Origin of the sequence: Shewanella mangrovi, assembly GCF_000753795.1 — a bacterium.
Taxonomy (GTDB): domain Bacteria; phylum Pseudomonadota; class Gammaproteobacteria; order Enterobacterales; family Shewanellaceae; genus Shewanella; species Shewanella mangrovi.
Genome location: NZ_JPEO01000015.1, coordinates 55,028 through 73,760, shown reverse-complemented (window position 1 = coordinate 73,760; position 18,733 = coordinate 55,028). Strand labels below are relative to the sequence as shown.

At 48.3% G+C, this 18,733-nt stretch carries 20 protein-coding genes; 7 read left to right on the top strand and 13 right to left on the bottom strand.

Going from position 1 to position 18,733, the window contains the following annotated elements:
• Window positions 1-91: 91 nt before the first annotated feature.
• From HR45_RS14980 to HR45_RS14960, 5 genes are all read right to left on the bottom strand, one after another.
• Entirely contained in the window at window positions 92-1,081 is a 990-nt protein-coding gene (locus tag HR45_RS14980) for a hypothetical protein (protein WP_241461140.1), read from the bottom strand.
• 584 nt (window positions 1,082-1,665) lie between these two features.
• Window positions 1,666-1,869, bottom strand: coding sequence for a hypothetical protein (locus HR45_RS14975; protein WP_037444520.1), 204 nt, complete (start codon window positions 1,867-1,869; stop codon window positions 1,666-1,668).
• A 216-nt stretch (window positions 1,870-2,085) separates the two neighbouring features.
• Window positions 2,086-2,298 (bottom strand): cold-shock protein, encoded by a 213-nt coding sequence (locus tag HR45_RS14970; protein WP_037444518.1) that lies wholly within the window; start codon window positions 2,296-2,298, stop codon window positions 2,086-2,088.
• A gap of 448 nt (window positions 2,299-2,746) precedes the next feature.
• The gene (locus tag HR45_RS14965; protein ID WP_037444516.1) at window positions 2,747-3,427 is read right to left on the bottom strand and encodes a type 1 glutamine amidotransferase domain-containing protein; all 681 of its coding nucleotides are present in this window, start codon (window positions 3,425-3,427) and stop codon (window positions 2,747-2,749) included.
• A gap of 74 nt (window positions 3,428-3,501) precedes the next feature.
• Complete coding sequence (locus HR45_RS14960; protein ID WP_037444514.1) at window positions 3,502-3,945, bottom strand: organic hydroperoxide resistance protein; 444 nt, start codon at window positions 3,943-3,945, stop codon at window positions 3,502-3,504.
• A gap of 115 nt (window positions 3,946-4,060) precedes the next feature.
• Here HR45_RS14960 and HR45_RS14955 point away from each other — a divergent pair, with 115 nt between their 5' ends.
• The 5 genes from HR45_RS14955 (at window position 4,061) to HR45_RS14935 (ending at window position 9,097) form a co-directional block, all read left to right on the top strand.
• On the top strand, window positions 4,061-4,963 hold the full coding sequence (locus HR45_RS14955) for a LysR family transcriptional regulator (RefSeq protein WP_037444512.1): 903 nt from the start codon (window positions 4,061-4,063) through the stop codon (window positions 4,961-4,963).
• Between the two features lie 9 nt (window positions 4,964-4,972).
• Window positions 4,973-5,611 (top strand): flavin reductase family protein, encoded by a 639-nt coding sequence (locus HR45_RS14950; protein WP_037444510.1) that lies wholly within the window; start codon window positions 4,973-4,975, stop codon window positions 5,609-5,611.
• A 9-nt stretch (window positions 5,612-5,620) separates the two neighbouring features.
• A complete protein-coding gene (locus tag HR45_RS14945; protein ID WP_037444508.1) occupies window positions 5,621-5,887 on the top strand; it encodes a DksA/TraR family C4-type zinc finger protein in 267 nt (88 codons plus the stop codon).
• A gap of 378 nt (window positions 5,888-6,265) precedes the next feature.
• Complete coding sequence (locus HR45_RS14940; RefSeq protein WP_052074774.1) at window positions 6,266-7,102, top strand: substrate-binding domain-containing protein; 837 nt, start codon at window positions 6,266-6,268, stop codon at window positions 7,100-7,102.
• A 15-nt stretch (window positions 7,103-7,117) separates the two neighbouring features.
• A complete protein-coding gene (locus tag HR45_RS14935) occupies window positions 7,118-9,097 on the top strand; it encodes a methyl-accepting chemotaxis protein (protein WP_037444505.1) in 1,980 nt (659 codons plus the stop codon).
• Between the two features lie 54 nt (window positions 9,098-9,151).
• On the opposite strand, the gene HR45_RS14930 is transcribed toward HR45_RS14935, so the two are convergent.
• Window positions 9,152-9,910: a DUF4097 family beta strand repeat-containing protein gene (locus HR45_RS14930; RefSeq protein ID WP_037444563.1), complete on the bottom strand. Its 759-nt coding sequence runs from the start codon at window positions 9,908-9,910 to the stop codon at window positions 9,152-9,154.
• A 327-nt stretch (window positions 9,911-10,237) separates the two neighbouring features.
• Here HR45_RS14930 and HR45_RS14925 point away from each other — a divergent pair, with 327 nt between their 5' ends.
• Window positions 10,238-12,301, top strand: coding sequence for a putative bifunctional diguanylate cyclase/phosphodiesterase (locus HR45_RS14925; protein WP_052074772.1), 2,064 nt, complete (start codon window positions 10,238-10,240; stop codon window positions 12,299-12,301).
• Window positions 12,302-12,368: 67 nt separating this feature from the next.
• On the opposite strand, the gene HR45_RS14920 is transcribed toward HR45_RS14925, so the two are convergent.
• The 7 genes from HR45_RS14920 to HR45_RS19745 all read right to left on the bottom strand — a co-directional run bounded on the left by HR45_RS14920 (window position 12,369) and on the right by HR45_RS19745 (window position 17,477).
• On the bottom strand, window positions 12,369-14,459 hold the full coding sequence (locus HR45_RS14920; protein ID WP_037444561.1) for a M13 family metallopeptidase: 2,091 nt from the start codon (window positions 14,457-14,459) through the stop codon (window positions 12,369-12,371).
• Between the two features lie 107 nt (window positions 14,460-14,566).
• Window positions 14,567-14,944, bottom strand: coding sequence for a N(4)-acetylcytidine aminohydrolase (yqfB, locus tag HR45_RS14915; protein ID WP_052074771.1), 378 nt, complete (start codon window positions 14,942-14,944; stop codon window positions 14,567-14,569).
• Window positions 14,945-15,217: 273 nt separating this feature from the next.
• Entirely contained in the window at window positions 15,218-15,742 is a 525-nt protein-coding gene (locus HR45_RS14910; RefSeq protein ID WP_052074770.1) for a hypothetical protein, read from the bottom strand.
• Between the two features lie 97 nt (window positions 15,743-15,839).
• Window positions 15,840-16,352, bottom strand: a complete 513-nt coding sequence (locus tag HR45_RS14905) for a hypothetical protein (protein ID WP_037444503.1) — start codon at window positions 16,350-16,352, stop codon at window positions 15,840-15,842.
• A gap of 127 nt (window positions 16,353-16,479) precedes the next feature.
• On the bottom strand, window positions 16,480-16,797 hold the full coding sequence (locus HR45_RS14900; RefSeq protein ID WP_052074769.1) for an MliC family protein: 318 nt from the start codon (window positions 16,795-16,797) through the stop codon (window positions 16,480-16,482).
• A 57-nt stretch (window positions 16,798-16,854) separates the two neighbouring features.
• The gene (locus HR45_RS14895) at window positions 16,855-17,343 is read right to left on the bottom strand and encodes a pyrimidine dimer DNA glycosylase/endonuclease V (RefSeq protein WP_037444501.1); all 489 of its coding nucleotides are present in this window, start codon (window positions 17,341-17,343) and stop codon (window positions 16,855-16,857) included.
• Window positions 17,344-17,345: 2 nt separating this feature from the next.
• On the bottom strand, window positions 17,346-17,477 hold the full coding sequence (locus HR45_RS19745; RefSeq protein ID WP_277619584.1) for a hypothetical protein: 132 nt from the start codon (window positions 17,475-17,477) through the stop codon (window positions 17,346-17,348).
• Between the two features lie 147 nt (window positions 17,478-17,624).
• Here HR45_RS19745 and HR45_RS14890 point away from each other — a divergent pair, with 147 nt between their 5' ends.
• A complete protein-coding gene (locus tag HR45_RS14890; RefSeq protein ID WP_037444498.1) occupies window positions 17,625-18,671 on the top strand; it encodes a CDP-glycerol--glycerophosphate glycerophosphotransferase in 1,047 nt (348 codons plus the stop codon).
• Window positions 18,672-18,733 lie beyond the last annotated feature (62 nt).

The window sequence follows — 18,733 nt, the reverse complement described above, 5'->3', positions numbered from 1 at the left end:
GTGTTGCCTGTTCGTTCGATGGAAATTTTTGAATACAGGCTAATTCTCAGATAAAATTTGCAAACTCTGTATTAGTTAATGCCATTGATGATTAATTTTTTTGATAAGGTTTATGTAAAAATCGACCATAATTTAAAGTGTGAGAGTTTTTTTCTTTTAAATATTTGGCCACACTGAACCACTCCAGATTTAAAGAGAAAAGTCGCTTTTCAATATCAAGATCAACTACATCGATGCCATAATCACAATTTTTATATTCCGCTTCAATTTCTCGACGCTTTTGTTCAATTAACAATTCACTTTGACTTACACATTCTTCAACTAGTGCTCTGCTTTTTAAATGCATTTCAGAAATTGCCTGTATGTAGCCATCCATTACGTTGTGTAAATCAATTTTTTCGTCGTACTCTGATAGGCATTTTCTTTTAACTCCTCCATCAAGTAACATCTGCTTATCCAGCGGGATATGGAATATTGCGAAAGCTTTATCCTCCTCAGGGCTGTAACGTACTCCTGAAGTAAATGTTTTTACTGGAAGTGAAGAATGCTGTACAAAGTTACGAAGTTCGCAGCCTAAGACATAATCTTGATTTTTTTCATATAAATCACTTCGATGTTTTTCTATTTCTTCAATATCTAATTGTGATTTCGTAATGCTTTCAGCAAAACAGGTGACGTTTTTAATTGAGCCCCTATTTTTTTTATACTCACGATAATGACGATCAAGATATAATTTGCTTAAATTTAGTGTGTTGAAGTAAAGCCGATTTAGTTTGCTACGATAATTGTGATTCTTAACATAATCAAAAACCGTCCCAGCAGATATAGAACGAATACTCATTTCATACATTACTGACTTTGCATCAATATATGATTCAATTATTTGATCGTAAAGCTCCTCGTGGTTGAGAACTTTTGAAAGAATCTCGCGTGCATTACTTAGAGCTAAATACTCATGTTCACTCAGTTCAATATTTTCAACTTGAATATTTTTTTCTTTATGAACTACAAACCTAATTACTTTCAATGTCTTTATCTCTGAACTTAGTAGGTGGTATTTGTTGTTAAATATGATACTCAATCAACATCTTTGTCAAAAAATGCAGGACGACCATCATTTTGAGTGTTTGGCGGGAGTCGACAGCGCTGAAATTTTACATGGTGTGAAATTGCTACAACCAGTAGTGTTTTTATGACTGTTGTTCGCTGATGTTGAATCGAACCCTGATTATTACGTCATTAGCCGTCGCTGATTTCTGTGTGATGAATAGTGTCTGGCTTTATATTGGTTTAACACAACTTAGAGCTGCTGGTGTGCATTGGCCATTCTCGGACTCCTGTATCTTGCGGCATTTATACATGTCCCCACCGAGGTGAGTTACTGACTAAAATTTGGTTATCCAACTGCATCACATGGTAATCGACTCCGATGATGAAAATGTGGTTATGGAAGATATGCAGGTGGTGTGGCAAAGCTTGTGGTGCTTTCGCAGTGATTGAGAACGGCGGGTGCAGCGATGCCCCACGCTACTGAGTAGCGTTAGGGGGAATCGGTTTTGTGGGAATGTCTCACGAAAGTTTCCGTGTTAGCAATGGCAGTGGGTGAGCTGCATGCTGGTAATCAATGGCATGGCGTGTGCCACGCAAAGATGGGGTGGTGGGGACTTAGTTGTGCTGCTTAAAGAACTTTTCTGCTTTGGCAAACAGACTGTCGCAGAGCCGTTGTTGCTTTATTTGCTCGTCAGAGCCTTCATCCATCGAATCTAGCAAAGTCTTCGCTTCTTGATATTCTTTAACCATAGATTCAAATTTTTCTTCATGGTTATTTTTCCGCGCTTTGCTTTGATTTACATTTCGCTTCTTTTTCATTAAAAACCTCTTAAATAAAAGCTATCAAAAGAATATATTAAAAAATCTAGCTCAGTAGTTAATGATGCTAAATTTGATGTTTAATATTTAAATTGATAGTGGATTCAGCATTAATAGCCTGATTATAAAGTTAATAATCAGGCTAAAAATAAATGCCATAAATTCCTACATCACATCTAAGCCAATGTGATGCAAGAAGATATTAAAAATGGTCATTTATGCAGCGATGACGTTTGTCGCCTGCGGGCCTTTGGCACCAGCTTCTACCGTAAACGATACTTGTTGGCCATCAGTCAGGGTTTTAAAACCCTCTGAAATGATAGACTTAAAGTGCACAAACAGATCTGCGCCACCATTGTCAGGTGAAATAAAGCCAAAGCCTTTTGATTCGTCAAACCATTTTACTGAACCAGTCATTTTTGTAGACATATATACCTCGTTAATTATTAAAGAGTCGAAAACCGAGGCTATAAAATGGAATATAAAGAAAAAGTGACTGCCGGAGTTGAATAACGAAATATATCGAAAGGAAACTATAAGAAGACTTGGACTAAATTTTTCATCAATAGCTCATGTTTTTGAGCTGAGTGCACTATACAGTGTTTGGTAGAAATAGATAGCACTAATTACATTATTAAAATAATGATGACATTTTCGGGATTGCTGTCGTCGAGAAATATCGCAAATTATTGCCATAGATTTCTGCCAATAATTTGCCAGCGCGCTGCTGGGTAGTGAGCGACATCCGCCGGTGCAGCGGTAAAGCCCTAAAGTAGATATAAGCAGCTAACCCATTGGTTACTAACGGGTGAACAAACCAAAAGCGGCGCTCATGGAGAACGCCGCTTAGCAATAATGCTGTGGTTGTGGCACAAGGTTACGCTTGCAGTTGCGCCAATATTGCTTCCGCCACCGCCGCTGAACTGGCTGGGTTTTGGCCGGTGATCAGTTTGCCATCTTCTACGACATAGCTGCTCCAATCGGCGGCTTTGGAGTAGTTGGCGCCGAGGCGTTGGAACTCATCTTCAATCAAAAATGGGACTACGTCGGTGAGTTGTACACCGGCTTCTTCACCGTTGGTAAAGCCGGTGACGTTACGGCCTTTGATCAGCGGTTCGCCATTGCTGGCTTTGACATTGCGCAGTACTGCCGGTGCGTGGCACACAAAACCGGTGGTTTTGTTGGCGGCGGTAAAGGCTTCAATCAGCTTGATGGAGTCGCTTGAGTTGGTTAGATCCCACAACGGGCCGTGGCCGCCGGGGTAGAACACGGCGTCAAAGTCATCCGCGTTAACGGTTTCCAGTTTTACGGTGTTTGCCAATGCTTGCTGCGCGGCTGGATCAGCGTTAAAACGGTGAGTCAGCTCAGTTTGAAAATCTGCCAGTGCGCTTTTGGGATCGAGCGGTGGTTGGCCACCTTGTGGCGAGGCTAACACTAGCTCGGCACCTGTGTCTTTAAAGGTGTAATACGGCGCGGCAAATTCTTCTAACCAAAAACCGGTTTTCTCGCCGGTGTTGCCCAGTTCGCTGTGGGATGTCAGAACCATTAAAATCTTCATTATTTACTCCTAAGCCCAGCAATGGGGCTTATGTGATATTCGGTTGTTGTGTGGCTAATCTGGCAAGCTCGGGGTTAGATCACGCTCAGTTGCACATCGATATTGCCGCGGGTGGCGTTGGAATATGGGCACACTTGGTGCGCGGCTTCGACTAACGCTTGGGCATCAGTTTTATCCACGCCAGGCATCTCAATTTTGAGGGCGATAGTGAGGCCAAAACCTTGCTGTTCCAACGGGCCGATGCCCACTTCGGCAGTCACTTTGGTGTCATCCGGTACTTTGACGTAATCCGCTTTATTGCTGGCGACAACTGCTTTCATGGCACTAAGAAAACAGGCGGCATAGCCGGTGGCAAATAACTGCTCTGGGTTGTTACCAAAGCCGCGGCCGCCAAGTTCTTTGGGCGCGCCGAGCCAGACGTGCAGAGAACCATCTTCTGTTTGTGCATAACCATCGCGGCCGCCGGTAGCGGTAGCTGAGGTGCGATACAGTTCTTGTTTCAACGATTGTTTCAACATAACAAACTCCTTAATTGGTTCGGTTATTTGCCGATGTGATAAGACTACGCCTTACTAGAGTGATCGGGGTAACAATGCTATTTTGGTGAGGGTATAAATAAATTTATGGGTCATTATGTCTTTAGTTCGTCTGCGAACCTTTGTTGAGGTGTATCGCCAGCGCTCAATCAGTGCTGCGGCGCGTATTTTGAATTTGACTCAGCCTGCGGTGTCGCAGCATATCGCTGGGTTGGAAGTCGCGATTGGTCGGCCGCTGTTTGAGCGGCAAGTCAATGGTGTATTGCCCACATCGGTGGCCGATGAGTTGGCCGCTGATATTGGCGATAAACTAGATGCTGCAGAAGCCGCTTTAGCTAATGCGCGAGGGCGTTCGCGTGATGTGGCAGGAGCATTACAGCTGATTGGCCATGCGGATTTTATGGCGGAGCACCTCGCGCCTGAATTAGCGCCGTTGCTGGCGGCAGGTATTCGTGTGCGGATGCATACGGGCGATGGCCCGATGGTGACGCAGATGCTGCTAGAAGGGCATTGTGATTTAGGTATTTCCGCCCACCCAGTGACCGATAGCCGCCTCAGCAGCGATACGATTTTTGCCGGCAAGGTAGTGGCCGTTGCTGCGCCTCAAGTGGTTGAACGTATTCAATCGGCAAAGGATTTTGCCAGCGCGCTATTGCAGGAGCCGTTATTGGCGTACGACCTCGCCTTATCTTTGGTCGATAACTGGTTACAGCGCAATCGTATTGCTGCACCAGAGTTGGTCCCCGCCATGGTTGGGCAAGATTTGCGGGCTCATCGCTGCTTGTTGACGCAGGGTGTGGGTTGGTCGGTGATGCCGCAATTTTTGTGCGATCGCGAACTACGAAATGGTGAGTTGGCCTTGATCCCCGCGCCAAAAGGCCATACTGAGATACATTATTACCTTATTTGGTTGCCAAGCGCGCTGCGCCAACCTCGCGTGGCCCATGCGCGGCAAACCTTGCTGCAACGCTGGCATGTCAGTTGCGCGAACAAGCATTAGGAGATCCGCATGTCGAACCCGTTTCACTTTTATCAGCCCAAGCTGGGGCACGGTTTAGCGCATAATCCGCTGAAGTCGATTATTGCGCCGCGGCCGATTGGCTGGATCTCTAGTTGTAATGCCGACGGTGTGGCGAATCTTGCGCCCTATAGTTTTTTCAACGTGTTTGCTGACTCGCCACCAATCATTGGCTTTTGCAGTTCGGGTTGGAAAGACAGCGTGGCCAATATTGAGCAGACGGGGGAGTTTTGTTGGAACTTAGCCACTAAGCCGTTGGCACAGCAGATGAATCTCAGTTGCGCAGATGTGGCGAGTGCGGTGGATGAGTTTGAGTTAGCGGGGTTGGTAAAAGCGCCGTCACAGTTAGTGAAGGTGCCGCGGGTGGCGGCAAGTCCGGCGTCGTTTGAATGTAAGCTGACGCAATTGATCCGTTTAGAATCGGCCGATAAGCAGCCGATGGATAATTGGTTGGTGCTCGGTGAAGTGGTGGGGGTGCATATCGATAAAGCCTTTATCAAAGACGGTGTGTATCAAACAATCGCGGCGGAGCCGATATTGCGTGCAGGCGGTCCGGCGAGCTATTTTGGTATTAGTGCCGCTACTGAGTTTGAGATGGCGCGGCCATCGATGCGTGATATCGCACCTTAGGAGAACGTTATGGCGTCCGGTTGGGCACAAGATGGTGCCGATTTACAACAGATTGAAAACACGGTGGAAGATGGCGTGAACCGCGTGCGGCAGGCGCTGCCAAGCGGTGAAAGCCTGCATGAATGCGAAGAGTGCGGCGAGCCCATTCCTGAAGCGCGACGTCAGGCGATTGCCGGGGTGCGGCTGTGTATCAATTGCCAAGCGGAACACGATAAACATGCGGCGCGTTTTGCTGGCTATAATCGCCGTGGTTCTAAAGATAGTCAGCTAAGATAACGGCTTAGTGGCCGTTATCGTCCCCACATTGTAGTTTCCTCGCCACGTTTCTCTTCGCGCTGACAGCTGTGTAAATGGCGTTAGTCCCGCACAAGCTTCTTATCATTTTGTGACTGCAACATATCGCATCTCGTACGGTCAATCTCTATACTGATACAGATTTGTATTATAAAAGTACAATATAAACAAAAAATTTTATCAATGAGTTAACACTGTGCCAGATGTTTCGCAGTCGCTGGCGCTTTTTCTTTTGTAAGCTTTGGGGGCTTCTTTATGCGCAAATGCATATCTGCGTCTTTTTTTATGCGATGTTGTTTCACCCTGATCACATCCTTGTTTATTTCACTTCCCTGTTTTGCGAAATTTGTCGCGGTGACCATGAGTCAGGAAGACAGTTTTCGTAATCAAATCAGTAAAGATATTGAACGACAGATCGATGCTAAAGGCGATGTCAGCTACATCGACTCTGCCGACGGCGACTTTGCTACCCAGTTGGCACAGGTGCAGCAGTTTGTCGATGCTGGTGCCGATGCCATTGTTATCTTTGCGGTTGGCACGCCAGAACAAAATCGTCAGCTATTCCGCTATGCCAAGCAAGTGCCATTGATTTTTATCAACACCGAGCCGGTGGAAGATCTCAGCAGCATGCCAGCCAATACCGTTTATGTTGGCTCGAATGAACAGCAGTCTGGCACCTTGCAGATGGAGGAGCTAGCACGACTCGCCCATCATCAAGGCAAAGTGGCGTTGTTGATTGGCGATGAGAACCATCCTGCCGCCCGCGCTCGAACTCAGGACGTTAAGCAGGTATTGGCTAAATATCCCAACATGTCGCTGGTCGCCAGTAAAACCGCTAACTGGCAGCGTAACCAAGCGTACAAAGTGGTCTCACAGTGGTTACAACAGCAACTGCCATTTGATGTGTTGGTGGCCAATAACGACGAGATGATTTTGGGCGGCTTAATGGCGCTGCGCGATGCTGGCAAGAATCCGGCTGACTATCTCACTGGCGGGATTGATGCCACGGTCGATGCTCTGAAAGAACTGCAAGCGGGGAATCTCGATGTGACCATTTTGCAGGATGCCGCCGGCCAAGCCAGTGCCGTAGTGGATGCCACTTACAAGTTATTGCAGCAGCAAGCGGTACATTCTCCTTCTTGGGTGCCATTTCGCTTAGTCACGTCCAACAATGTCCAAACCTTCTTAAACAACTGATAGCGAGCCGGAAGTATGTCTTTAATCCAACGTATTGTGGCCAGCTTTACCGTGTTGTTAGTGGCGCTGGCATTAGTGGTCGTGGTGAATTATGTCTCCATCAGCCGTATAGAAACCGATTTGGATACGCTGTCGCAGCAGGGCTTTGCTGTGGCGCGTGGCGCCAATGATGTAAAGCTCACCTTGCTTAAGCAAGATAATGAATTACTGAGAATTTTCAGCCTATCGAGCAGTGATGAAGTGAATCAGGCCGCAGCCGCCTTTCGCGAGCTTGATGCCCGCGTATCGACCGAGTTAGGTGCTATTCCTGCGGTCATATTGCAAGCGAATGCGGCATTGCAGCAGGCCAAGCAATCGATTGAGCAATATCGCCAACAAAATAGTGCTGGCGCCGCGCAATTAGTACAGCAGCGGATAAAAGCGTTGCAGTTGGTGCAGCAGGTGAAACAGCAACTGAAGATCCTCAGCAATTTAGAAGTGCGTTTAGCCTATTACCTGAATAAATATGGCAACGGCAATGCGCGTAATGCTCAAGCCGAGATTATGAAGGGATTGTCGCAAGATGTGCATCAAGTGCTGAACGGGTTCAACCTCTATATGGTGAACCATGATTTGGCGAAACTGAGCAGCAGTGTTGATGGCATGGGACGGGTGATTGCGCAACGTTTTGAACAGCTTAAGCAAGCCGATGCCGACAAAGGCAAGCTGTTTGGTCTGATGTTACAGCCATTGTTGGCTCAGCTTAATGATGCTGACGGCCTGTATCGACTCTATCAACAACAACAGCAACTCGACGCCGATATTAATCAATTGTTGTTAAGCGCCAAGCAGATCAGTGGTGAGCTACAAACCGCGGCCGAAGCCTTTGTGCAGCAAGCGGATAAAACTGTGGAGCAGGCGCAGCAGCACACAGAAAACGGACTGCACCTAGTGAAGCGCGTGATGCTGATTATCAGTGCCGTGGCGCTGGTCATTGCAGTGCTAATTTCGATGAGCATTTCCGGCTGGGTACGGCGCACGCTAACCGCCTTTAGCGATGCCCTGGTGCAGATGACGGCGGGCGATATGCGAGTGCAGTTCACCCAAAAAGGCAAAGATGAATTCAGCCAACTCGGTGGCTATCTCAATGGTTTAGTGGGGAATCTGCGGCAAACCTTGTCGAGCTTGTATCAGGCCTCAGAGCAGTTGGCGGTGGTGTCTGAGCAAAATGCGTCTATCAGTGAGCGCACCACCAGTGCCGTCAATCTGCAAAAGCAGCAGTTGGAAATGACCGCCTCGGCGATGACCGAGATGGAACAATCGGTGCAGGAAGTGGCTGGCCGCGCGCAGGATACGCTACTGGCGGCAGAAGAAGCCGATACCCGTATGCAGCGTGTTGGTGACAGCATCAGCCAGACCATGAGCAATATTCGTATGCAGTCGACCCAGATCCAAAAAGCGGCGCAAACCACGATGGAACTGGATGAATATGGTCGTCAAATCGATTCCATCATCGAAACCATCAACACCATTGCCGAGCAAACCAACCTGCTCGCGCTTAACGCCGCCATTGAGGCTGCGCGAGCGGGCGAGCAGGGCCGTGGCTTTGCGGTGGTGGCTGATGAAGTGCGTGATTTGGCCGGTCGCACTAAAAACTCCACCAGTGAAATCCAACGCATGATCCAAGTGATGCAGGAATTGATCAAAGCAGTGGTGAGTGTGATTGATGACAATGTGCAGCATAACCAAGCCAGTGTCACCGTGGCTGAGCAGGCAGAGCAAGAACTGGCTGGCATGAACGAAGTGATGAGCCGCATTGTCGAGATGAATATGCAAATTGCCTCGGCGACGGAGCAGCAGAGTCAAACGGCGGCGGAAATCAGTGCCAGCGTGGTGGATATTAGCCAGTCGGCGGAGCAAACTGCGCAAGGGGCCAGTGATAACGCTCAATCGAGTGAAGCCTTGCGGCAGCAATCGCATCAACAGCAGCAGCTGATTGAGCGCTTTAGTGTGTAGTGTGCACTGAAAAAGGCCAGACAATGTCTGGCCTTTTTGTGTCAGCAAGCAGCCTTAGTTGACGCTCACTTCTCCTTCAATATCGCGGTAGTTGACGCTGCCAGAACCTGATTCGACGATATTCAGACTCTTGGCGCGGGTGACATTAATCGAACCGGAACCATTATTAATCGTGACCGCGCCAGCGATTTGATTCACTTCAATAGAGCCAGAACCATCCGCGATTTTTACATCGCCACCACAGTCACGAATAGTGATACTGCCCGAACCATCTTTGAGGGCGATATTGCCGTTGATATGGCGCAGTTCAATGCTGCCTGAGCCATCACGTATCACCAGATTATTGCCGCCATCAATATGCAGACTGCCTGAGCCGTCGCTAATTTCCATATCACCACTCATGCGCTTTATGGCGATAGGCCCAGAGCCATCTTTGACGCTCAGTGCCAGATTGGCAGGCACGGTTAACACCACGTCAATATAGGGAGAATCATGCCACCAGCTGGCGCTTTCGTTAAAGCGCGCAATAAAGCTGGCGTGACCATCTTCCATAACCAGTTTTAGTTCCGGTTCCACCTCATCGTAGCGGTGAATATCTGCTTCAACGGTAATATTCTGTTGCCCTTCAACGCCAACAATGCGCAATTTGCCCGCGCCGGTCTGTGCGTGCAGCGCGGTTATCTGGCTGGCGTCTAACACCAAGTTGCGGTGTTCATATTCCAATTTATCATCGTCGCGGGCTTGGACGTAAAATATGCTGCCAATGAGTAATAGGGTTAATGCCCCGATAGCTGCTACTGGTCTTACACTCATGATGATCATCCTTACTTATTTTGCAGGCTGTAACTCAGCCTCTCCTTAACACTGAGTCTAGCTATAGCGAATAGTGTGCCAAATATTTACTTCAACAATATCAATGCATTGTGTTTTTGTTTGTAATGTTTCAAGCCTGATGTTGGCGAGATACACCCATAGTTAGCGCTTTCCTTCATCTGTTATATGCCCAAAAGGAAAGCTTAAACGCAGAAGATATTTGTTCAAATTTACAGCGAAACTACTAGACTGGAAGTTAGTCAGGGAAGTAGGCACGTCTGTCTACGACGTAACCCCATAACGGTCGTTGTGGTAGTGGAGTAAGGGATGCACGAGCGGGTATACAAAAATCCGGAGCTGTTACGGCAACATTGGCGCAAAGGCACGCTGACTTATCTGCTAGCACTGGTGATTATCGCAGTTTTAGCGCTGTTATCGCACTATCTAGTGCAGAGCATTGTAGATGAGCAAGAAGCCACCGCACGTGTTGTTAACCTTGCCGGACGCCAGCGGATGCTGTCGCAGCGTATCACCCTCTTTGCCAGCGAATTGCGCGACGCTGGTGCCAGCCAACTGCGAGAACCTTTAGCGGCCGCCTATTACGATGCCATCAGTACCATGAGCACTATGCATTATGCACTGATGAACGGTTCGAGTTCGCTCAATATTCCCACCCCAACCTCAGCGCATATCAAGCAGATATTTAACCAGCCGCCGGTGAATCTGCATCAAAAAGTGACCGAATTTTTGGTAATTGCTGATGAGGTAGTGGATACCTCGTTAACACCGGCACAGCGCGATGCTGCTTACGCTCAGTTAAAGCAATCGGCACGTGCCGACATGTTGAACTCGCTAGATACCTTAGTGTTTCAGTTCCAGCATGAAAGTGAAGCCGCCATTAAGCAGCTGCAGCGCTATAACCGTTTTTCGCTTGGCGGTATGTTGGTGACGTTGTTCCTCGAGGCCTTTTTTATCTTTCGGCCTTTGCTGCTGTCGCTTTATCGTCGCGAGAAGCAATATCACCAATTGTTATTGGAGATGGATGAAGAGATTGCTGAGCAAATCCAGTATCAAACCTTTTATGACCCTTTGACAAAACTACCTAATCGTCTGTCTTTATTAGAAAAAATTCAGTCACATATTGAGATTGCCCAGCAGAATCAAACGCAGGTTATTGTGATTTCAATTGGCTTGGATCGCTTTAAAGATGTCAACGACAGCCTCGGCCATGATCAAGGCGATGTGTTCTTAGTGGACTTGGCGGAACGGCTGACCGATATCGCGACGCGCCACCGTGGCATTGTCGCACGCGTTGCAGGTGATGAGTTTGCCATCGTGTTGGAGCAGAACGATGAAAAATTGGAGCTGGTGCAGTTGATGCGGCTGCTGTCGCAATCGATTTCGCGGCCGTTTGAGCAGGAAAATATTTTACTGCAGGTCACGGCGTCGCTCGGATTGGCATTTTATGCCGATGATGGTGCCGATGCGCACAGCTTGTTGATGCATGCCAATCAAGCGATGCGCAATGCCAAAGATGAAGGCGGCAACTGCTTCCGCTTCTTCCAGTCGGCCATGACCTCTAAAATGACCCGCCGGATTACCCTCGAGCAAGAACTGCGGCAGGCACTGAACAGCGAAGGACAACTGATGCTGTTCTATCAGCCTAAGGTGGCACTACAAACTGGGGAAATCATCGGCGTGGAAGCGCTGATTCGTTGGAATCATCCAGAAGAAGGGATGCTGTCTCCCGCGGAATTTGTGCCGATTGCCGAAGACTCGGGCCTGATTGTAGAGCTGGGTGATTGGGTATTAGTACAAGCATTGTGGCAGCTACGCGAGTGGCAAAAAGAGGATATCTATATTGAGATGGCGATTAATGTGTCGGTTAAACAACTGATGCGCCGCAACATCTGTGACCGTATTTCGGCCTTGGCAGAGCAGATGGATATCGAGCCGCGTTATATTCAGATTGAGATCACCGAAAGCAACATTATGGACAATATGAACCATATTATGACGCAGCTGGTGGATATCGAAAAACGCGGTTTTGCGTTGGCAATTGATGACTTTGGTACTGGCCATTCAAGCTTGGCGCGTTTGCGTGATCTGCCGTTTAAGGTCCTGAAAATTGATCGTTCCTTTGTGATGAATGCGCTTAAGGAAGCCAAAGATCAGCAGCTGGTAGCGGCAATCGTGGATATTGGTCATTCGTTGAATAAGACGGTGATTGCCGAAGGCATTGAAACGGTAGAGCAGCAGCAACTGCTGCAATCTCTCGGCTGTGAAGAAGGGCAAGGTTATCTTTATGCGCGACCTCGCCCGGCGAAGCAGGTTACGTCCATGTTGTTGCAGCGCCAACTCGAGTTAACACCTAATCAGCTGGGAACCTAATACCCACGGTTGCCCATCAAAAAGCGCACCTTAAGGTGCGCTTTTTCGTCTTGGTGAGCCGATGCTATTACCAGATTTTGACGCGTTTCTCTGGCGCCAAATACAGCTTGTCACCAGCTTTAACGTCAAAGGCTTTGTACCAAGCATCGAGGTTACGGACGGTCAGCGCACGGTACATGCCAGGCGCATGGCCATCGGTCGCAATACGTTGGCGCAACGCGGCATCACGCATCTTAGTTGCCCAAGTTTGTGCAAAGCCGATAAAGAAACGTTGATCGCCAGTGTAGCCGTCAATCACGGGCGCTGGTTTGCCATTGAGTGAGGCGTGATATGCATCTAACGCCGCTGCCAAGCCTGCAACGTCAGCAATGTTTTCGCCTAACGTCAGCTTGCCGTTCACGTGTAAATCTGGGAATGGCGCATAGGTATCAAACTGTGCCGCCAACGCTTCGCCTTGCTCGGCAAAACGGGCAAAGTCAGCTTTAGTCCACCAGTTACGCATTGCACCAGTAGAGTCAAACGCAGCACCGTTGTTGTCAAAGCTGTGGCTGATTTCATGGCCGATAACCGCACCAATAGCACCGTAGTTGTAGGCATCGTCAGCATTAGCATTGAAGAATGGCGCTTGCAGAATCCCCGCGGGGAAGTTGAGCGCATTTTGTACTGGCAGGTTCACGGCGTTCACAATCTGCGGAATCATCCACCACTCATGCTTATCCTGTGGCTTACCAATCTTAGCCAGTTGCTGAGCAGTACGATATTGCTCACCGGCAACCGCGTTGGCATAGGCACTTTTTGTCGATACAGCGTAGCTGCTGTAGTCCGGCCATTGGTCAGGGTAGCCAACACCGACCACGAGTGAATTCACCTTGGCGAGTGCTTCTTTCTTGGTTGCTGGTGCCATCCAGTCCAATGCGGCTACGCGGTCGTGGAAGGCTTGGATAATGTTGTCCACCATGCCGCTTACTTTGGCTTTGGCTGACGCCGGGAAGTAACGCTCAACATAATCTTTACCGACGGCATCACCTAAGTATGCGTCCAGTGCACTCAAGGCGCGTTTATCGCGGCTACGTTGCTGTGGCGTACCCGACAGAGTGGTACCGTAGAAAGCAAAATGCGCGTTGTCCAATGCGCTTGGCAGCACATCAGTATGGCTGTTGATTTGATGGAACACTAACCAGTCTTGCCAAGCTTGCAACGGCTCGCTGGCGACCAGCTTTGACAGTGCTGGAATGGCGCCGGCATGGTAAGCATCAAAGCGTTGTTGTTGACCCAGATGCGCCGCATTGAAAAACGCGTTCCAGTCGATGCCGGGGGCTTTGCTGCTAAAATCGGCACGGCTCCACACCACAGACGCCTTAGTAAAGTCTTCACTGTCGGCACGACTTACATGCGCCTGCGCAATTTTGGTTTCCAAGGCAAAAATACGGTCTGCTTTGGCGGCAGCATCTTCAATCCCTGCGAGCGTTAGCAACTGCTTGATGTATTGATGATATTGCTCACGCAATTGCACCATTTTCGGATCGTCTGACAAATAGTATTGTCGCTCTGGCAGACCTAAGCCGCCTTGCAGAATATATGGCAGTACTTCGCCCGGTGTGGCTAAGCCTTGAGTCACGAACAAACCAAACAGGTTTTCAGTGGCATAGTGGGTCGCATTGAGTGGATCAACGTCGGCGCGCAGATTGCTACCGAGCACCGTCGACAGTTGCTGAGTATTGCTAATTGCTGCGTAGCGCGCCAGATCGGCAGCTACTGGCTGCATGCCAGCAGCATCGATAGCGGCAGTATCCACATATGCTTGATAGAACGCGGCTATTTTAGCTTCATCGCTACCTGCTGGGTGTTTGCCGTTGACCAGCTCTTTAATTAATTCGGCTTTGTGCTTCTCAGTCGCATTAAACGCCACTAAAAAAGCACCGGTAGAGGAACGATCGGATGGAATTTCAGTGGTGCGTTGCCAATGACCATTGGCGTAATTGTAAAAGTCGTCGCCCGGCGTAACGCTGGTGTCCATTGCGGCGAGGTTAATTCCGACTTTTTGTGAGGCTGACGCCTGCTCTGTGGCCGAATTAGCAAAGGCGTTGTTACTGATAGCACCTAGGCTACCAACCAAAATGGTGCTGACCGCAGCAGCGGTTAAGAGTCGCTTAAACATAGGGATCTCTTCTTGTTTTAATTGAATATGACTCATGCAGTTTACTGCAAGCGCTGGTGCTCTTGCGCTCACTGCCGAGAATTAATGTGTGAACCAATGTTTCCGGCCTAACCTTGTTCATCGGCCGCAGAATTTGCTGACGCGACAGGCGTCGCAGTGGTGACATCCGGTAATAAGCGGAATTTGACCACGTAGAGTTGATGTTGATCGGGATAGATTCGGCGTATTAGTCCCTGCAATTGCTCCAGTGCCAGTCCCTCTTGCTCGGCGTGATTTTCATCAATATCTTCCACGAACAAGGGCTCCACCGAGATGATTTCTATGTCGGCGAAGCGATGGTGCGTTTCCAGTGTATATGCTGTTACACGTGTGCCAGGGCGATAGTGGCTTTCGGCATAATCTCGAATCGTAATATGCTTTTCACCCGCGAGGATTTTGGGCGCCAACCACTCAAAAAAGGTAATAGTTTCAGGATAATCAGCCATTAACTCAGTCTGAACGTTAGTTAAACCAATCTCCTGTTATACAACAGCTATTTAAAAATCGCGTCATTAAATTTTGTCAATTGTGGCGCACTGGGCAGATCATGCTTAGCAAAATGACGTGAGCATCAGCGTGGGCGGTGGTTGTTTTTTGGGGTAAAAAACTGACATGCCGCCCGCGTCGCTTGTGTTGGCATCTCCCACGCGCCGCAGAGGTCTTTGCTATTGTCTTTGGTTCGGGTGAAATGACGACATTTGCCACAACGTTGCATAGATTTACTCCGTTGCGACTAAGGTAATGGATGTGACTTTAAGATGATGCATGTACTCTCTTAAAATCAATAGCTTGGCGTAAAATTCAGGACTAACATCTGGCTCTGATGGCAACGGGGGGCGGCCTTGAGAGATCTCGGCATAAAAGCCAAATAAGCGCTCCATCTGTTGGCGAGGTAATTCCATCAAAGGGCTAACCGATACGCCAGCCAATTCGGCAATCTTGCGTAGATAAGGGGTTTGACTCGCCAACAGCTCAATACGGCCAATGGCGGGAATGGCGCGTTCAATCTCATCTTCAATGTAATTGATGGCGTATTCCAAATCGTCTGGCGTTGGTGGCGTATGTTGAAAGAAACGTTGTGCCACCAATTGATAGCCCACTGGTAAAATCACCCGTTGCTGGCGGGCTGCGATATAAAAATGCGTTTGCTCAGCTTCGATACTGACTAAAGTATCGGCCTGTGGTGCCGCTGTTTGCTGAATTTTCATCAGTTGTGAAGCTAACGTGTCGGTAACTGCTTGCATGATTGAAGAACCCTACAAATACACCAAATAAGGGACTGGCAATTGGCCAGCACCCGTCTGTTCCATTAGGTTTAATCGCCGCTAGCGAGAATACGGGTTATTCCGCGTCATCCTTCGGCTCATTGTCGAACCAGCTATCCCACCGCGATGCAGTGGCGGGATGAATATCAATCCCTTGGTTGAGACCTGCAATAAAGCTCTCGCCTTGTGCCTGCTCTAAACCCGCTTCTACAAAATTTTGAATCTGAATATTGCCCAGCAATTTGAACGGCGATTTTTGGATGGGTTGATAAGCCTCCAAAGGCGCGGTCATCCCTTTTAGCCACACCTTAAAATACATCACATGTACCGGCGTATCTTCGAGGGTAATCATCCCTTCCTGACCATAGCACCAAGCGCTAAAGGTGTTACTGAATTCTGCGAGTTTGGCTTCTGCCTGTTGAACCGCTTGTTCCTGGGTTTCGGCTTCAAAATTGACCAGCTCTTGTTGATCTTCCTGCATGGTAATAGCGAAAGGCACCATTGCTTGGTCTTGTTCGAGCGTTTCCACTACTGAGGCGCTGTGTGCCAAAGTAAATCCCAGAAGTTGGCCTATGTATTCATGATCCATACTCGCTCCTTGTTCTCGACGATCCGCCGCGGTTGATTTATTTACTGTGCGATCAATGGTCAGTCTGAACGTTCTTTCGCCGAGATGCCAGTATAACAAGGGGGTTTTTAGGCGTTATTTGATCTGCTCAGGGATAGGCAACACATTGAATTTGTTGATCTGGCGTTAGGCTGACCGTTAATGCGTTACCTTTGCCGCGAATTTCATGGGCTGCATCGGCGTAACGAAATCCGGAACCGCTGGGCTGTTGCGGCAAAGTGATCGTTTTATTTTGATAACGAATCACCGCCTTTTGTTGTTGATTGTCAAATCTCACATCTAGCGATTGGCCGTTTTTACACACAAAGTGCACCGCAGGATTTTCCCGCATCGGTGCGAGTTGCTGACAAGCACTGGTTAGGCTCAGTAGTGGCAGTAGCAAGAGTGTGAATAGTATGTGTTTCATTCCGTACTCCTTATGGGCTCCATGCCGTATGTTAGCGAGTTGAATGGTTATTCTAGTTTAACTTGGCTGAACCTGAACTGCAGTCATGAGCCATTGTGGCATTGGGCGCTTAGTCCACTTCGCAAACCGCATTTTGTCGCCAATGTAGAAGTTACGATAGGCCTGCACGGCGTTGCCGGAAACTTTAAATTCATCAGGCATCGCTTGCGGAAATGGCATTAGGCCGCGTCGCTCAAATGGCATATCGAGGATCTGTTCCAGCACCGCCATCGACTTGTGATCGGTTTGTTTATCAAAGCGGTAACGGTATTCGGCATTGAGCGCCCGCGTGAGTTTGACCAGCCATTCAAAGTTGTCGTAGGACTCTTCAACCCAAAGTAGGCACGGGTGTTTCATATGGGTTGATTTATACGGCGTGCGAAAGCCCTTTTTATTCAACGCAGTACAGAGCAACTGCACCGATTCCAAAATCATCTTTATCGCGTGTTGGTCGCAGTGATACTCGGCGCATTTAGCAATATTGTCATCTAACACAAAGATATTCATTGTTACTGGTCTTGGTTTGATTTGCGCTCATCAATACGAACACACACTAGGTTGTTGATCACTTTGTCTGGAGCAAATTTCACTAGCATTGATGCCGCGTGAGACATCATTACGCCAGCGGAATTTGATTTCATTGCGCAATCATCAAGTGGTTGCGTTACTATTGGCAACACATTATGACAGTCCAAAAGACACTCTAATTTTCATTGGCTTAGCAAGCGACTATTGTTGGCAAAAATTTGATTAGAGTGTTAGCTAATTCACTAAGAGTCATCAGCCCCATGCGCTACTTACTTTACGCCGAACAGAACTACTCCTACGCCATTTTGCGCCCCTTGCAGCAAGCGATTTTGCAGCGTGGCGACGAAGCCGTATGGTTCTTAGCGGGCAATGAAATTCGCCATGATTATTTGCACGCGGATGAGCGCAAATTTAATAGCATCAAAGAGGTGGTGGCGTGGCATCCTGATGTGGTGTTAGTGCCGGGCAATCATGTGCCGAAATTTATTCCGGGCATCAAGGTCGGTATTTTTCATGGCTTTAATGTGGCCAAGTCCACCCGTCCTGATGACCGTGGCCACTTCAATATTCGCGGCTGTTTCGATCTTTATTGTACTCAAGGCCCCAATACCACCAGCGGCTTTGAACAGCGAGCAAAAAAATATGGCTTCTTTGGTGTAAGGCAAACCGGTTGGTCGGCGATGGACCCGCTGTTTCAAAATCTTCCTTCCGCTGTGCCAGACGATGGCAAAAAGACCATTTTGCTGTGCTCGACCTTTACCAAAGAGCTGTCATGCGCGCCGCTGCTAGTGGAGACGATTCGGCAGTTACGCGACAGCGGCAAATGGCGTTGGCTAGTGCAGTTTCACCCGAAAATGCCGCGAGAAGTGGTCAATGCCTATAAAGCATTGCAAAACGAACAGTTAACCTTTGTTGAGACCGATAATGTTATTCCGCTATTGCAGCAAGCCGATTTAATGGTGTGTGACACCTCATCGGTGATGACGATGTTCCTGTTGCAGCGCAAGCCTGTGGTGACGTTCAGAAATCAAACGCGCGGTAATACTGAGCATCTGCTTAATGTCACCGAAGCCGATGCGCTGGAACAGGCAATCGCCTATGCCTTGAGTTGTCCCGATGAGCTGATGGCGAAAATCGATGGTTTTATTGCCGATACCCATCCTTACCAAGATGGCAAATCGAGCGAGCGCGTATTGGATGCTATTGACGATTTTAAACACACGCAATTTGGCCAGCTCAAGGCGAAACCCGCCAATTTCGTGCGCTCGCTAAAAGAGCGCAAAAAGTTGCGCTATTGGGGCTTTTAACTCACCAGTGATGCGTATTTTCATTAATGCATTAGAAAATATAAACAATGCTCGGCGGGTGA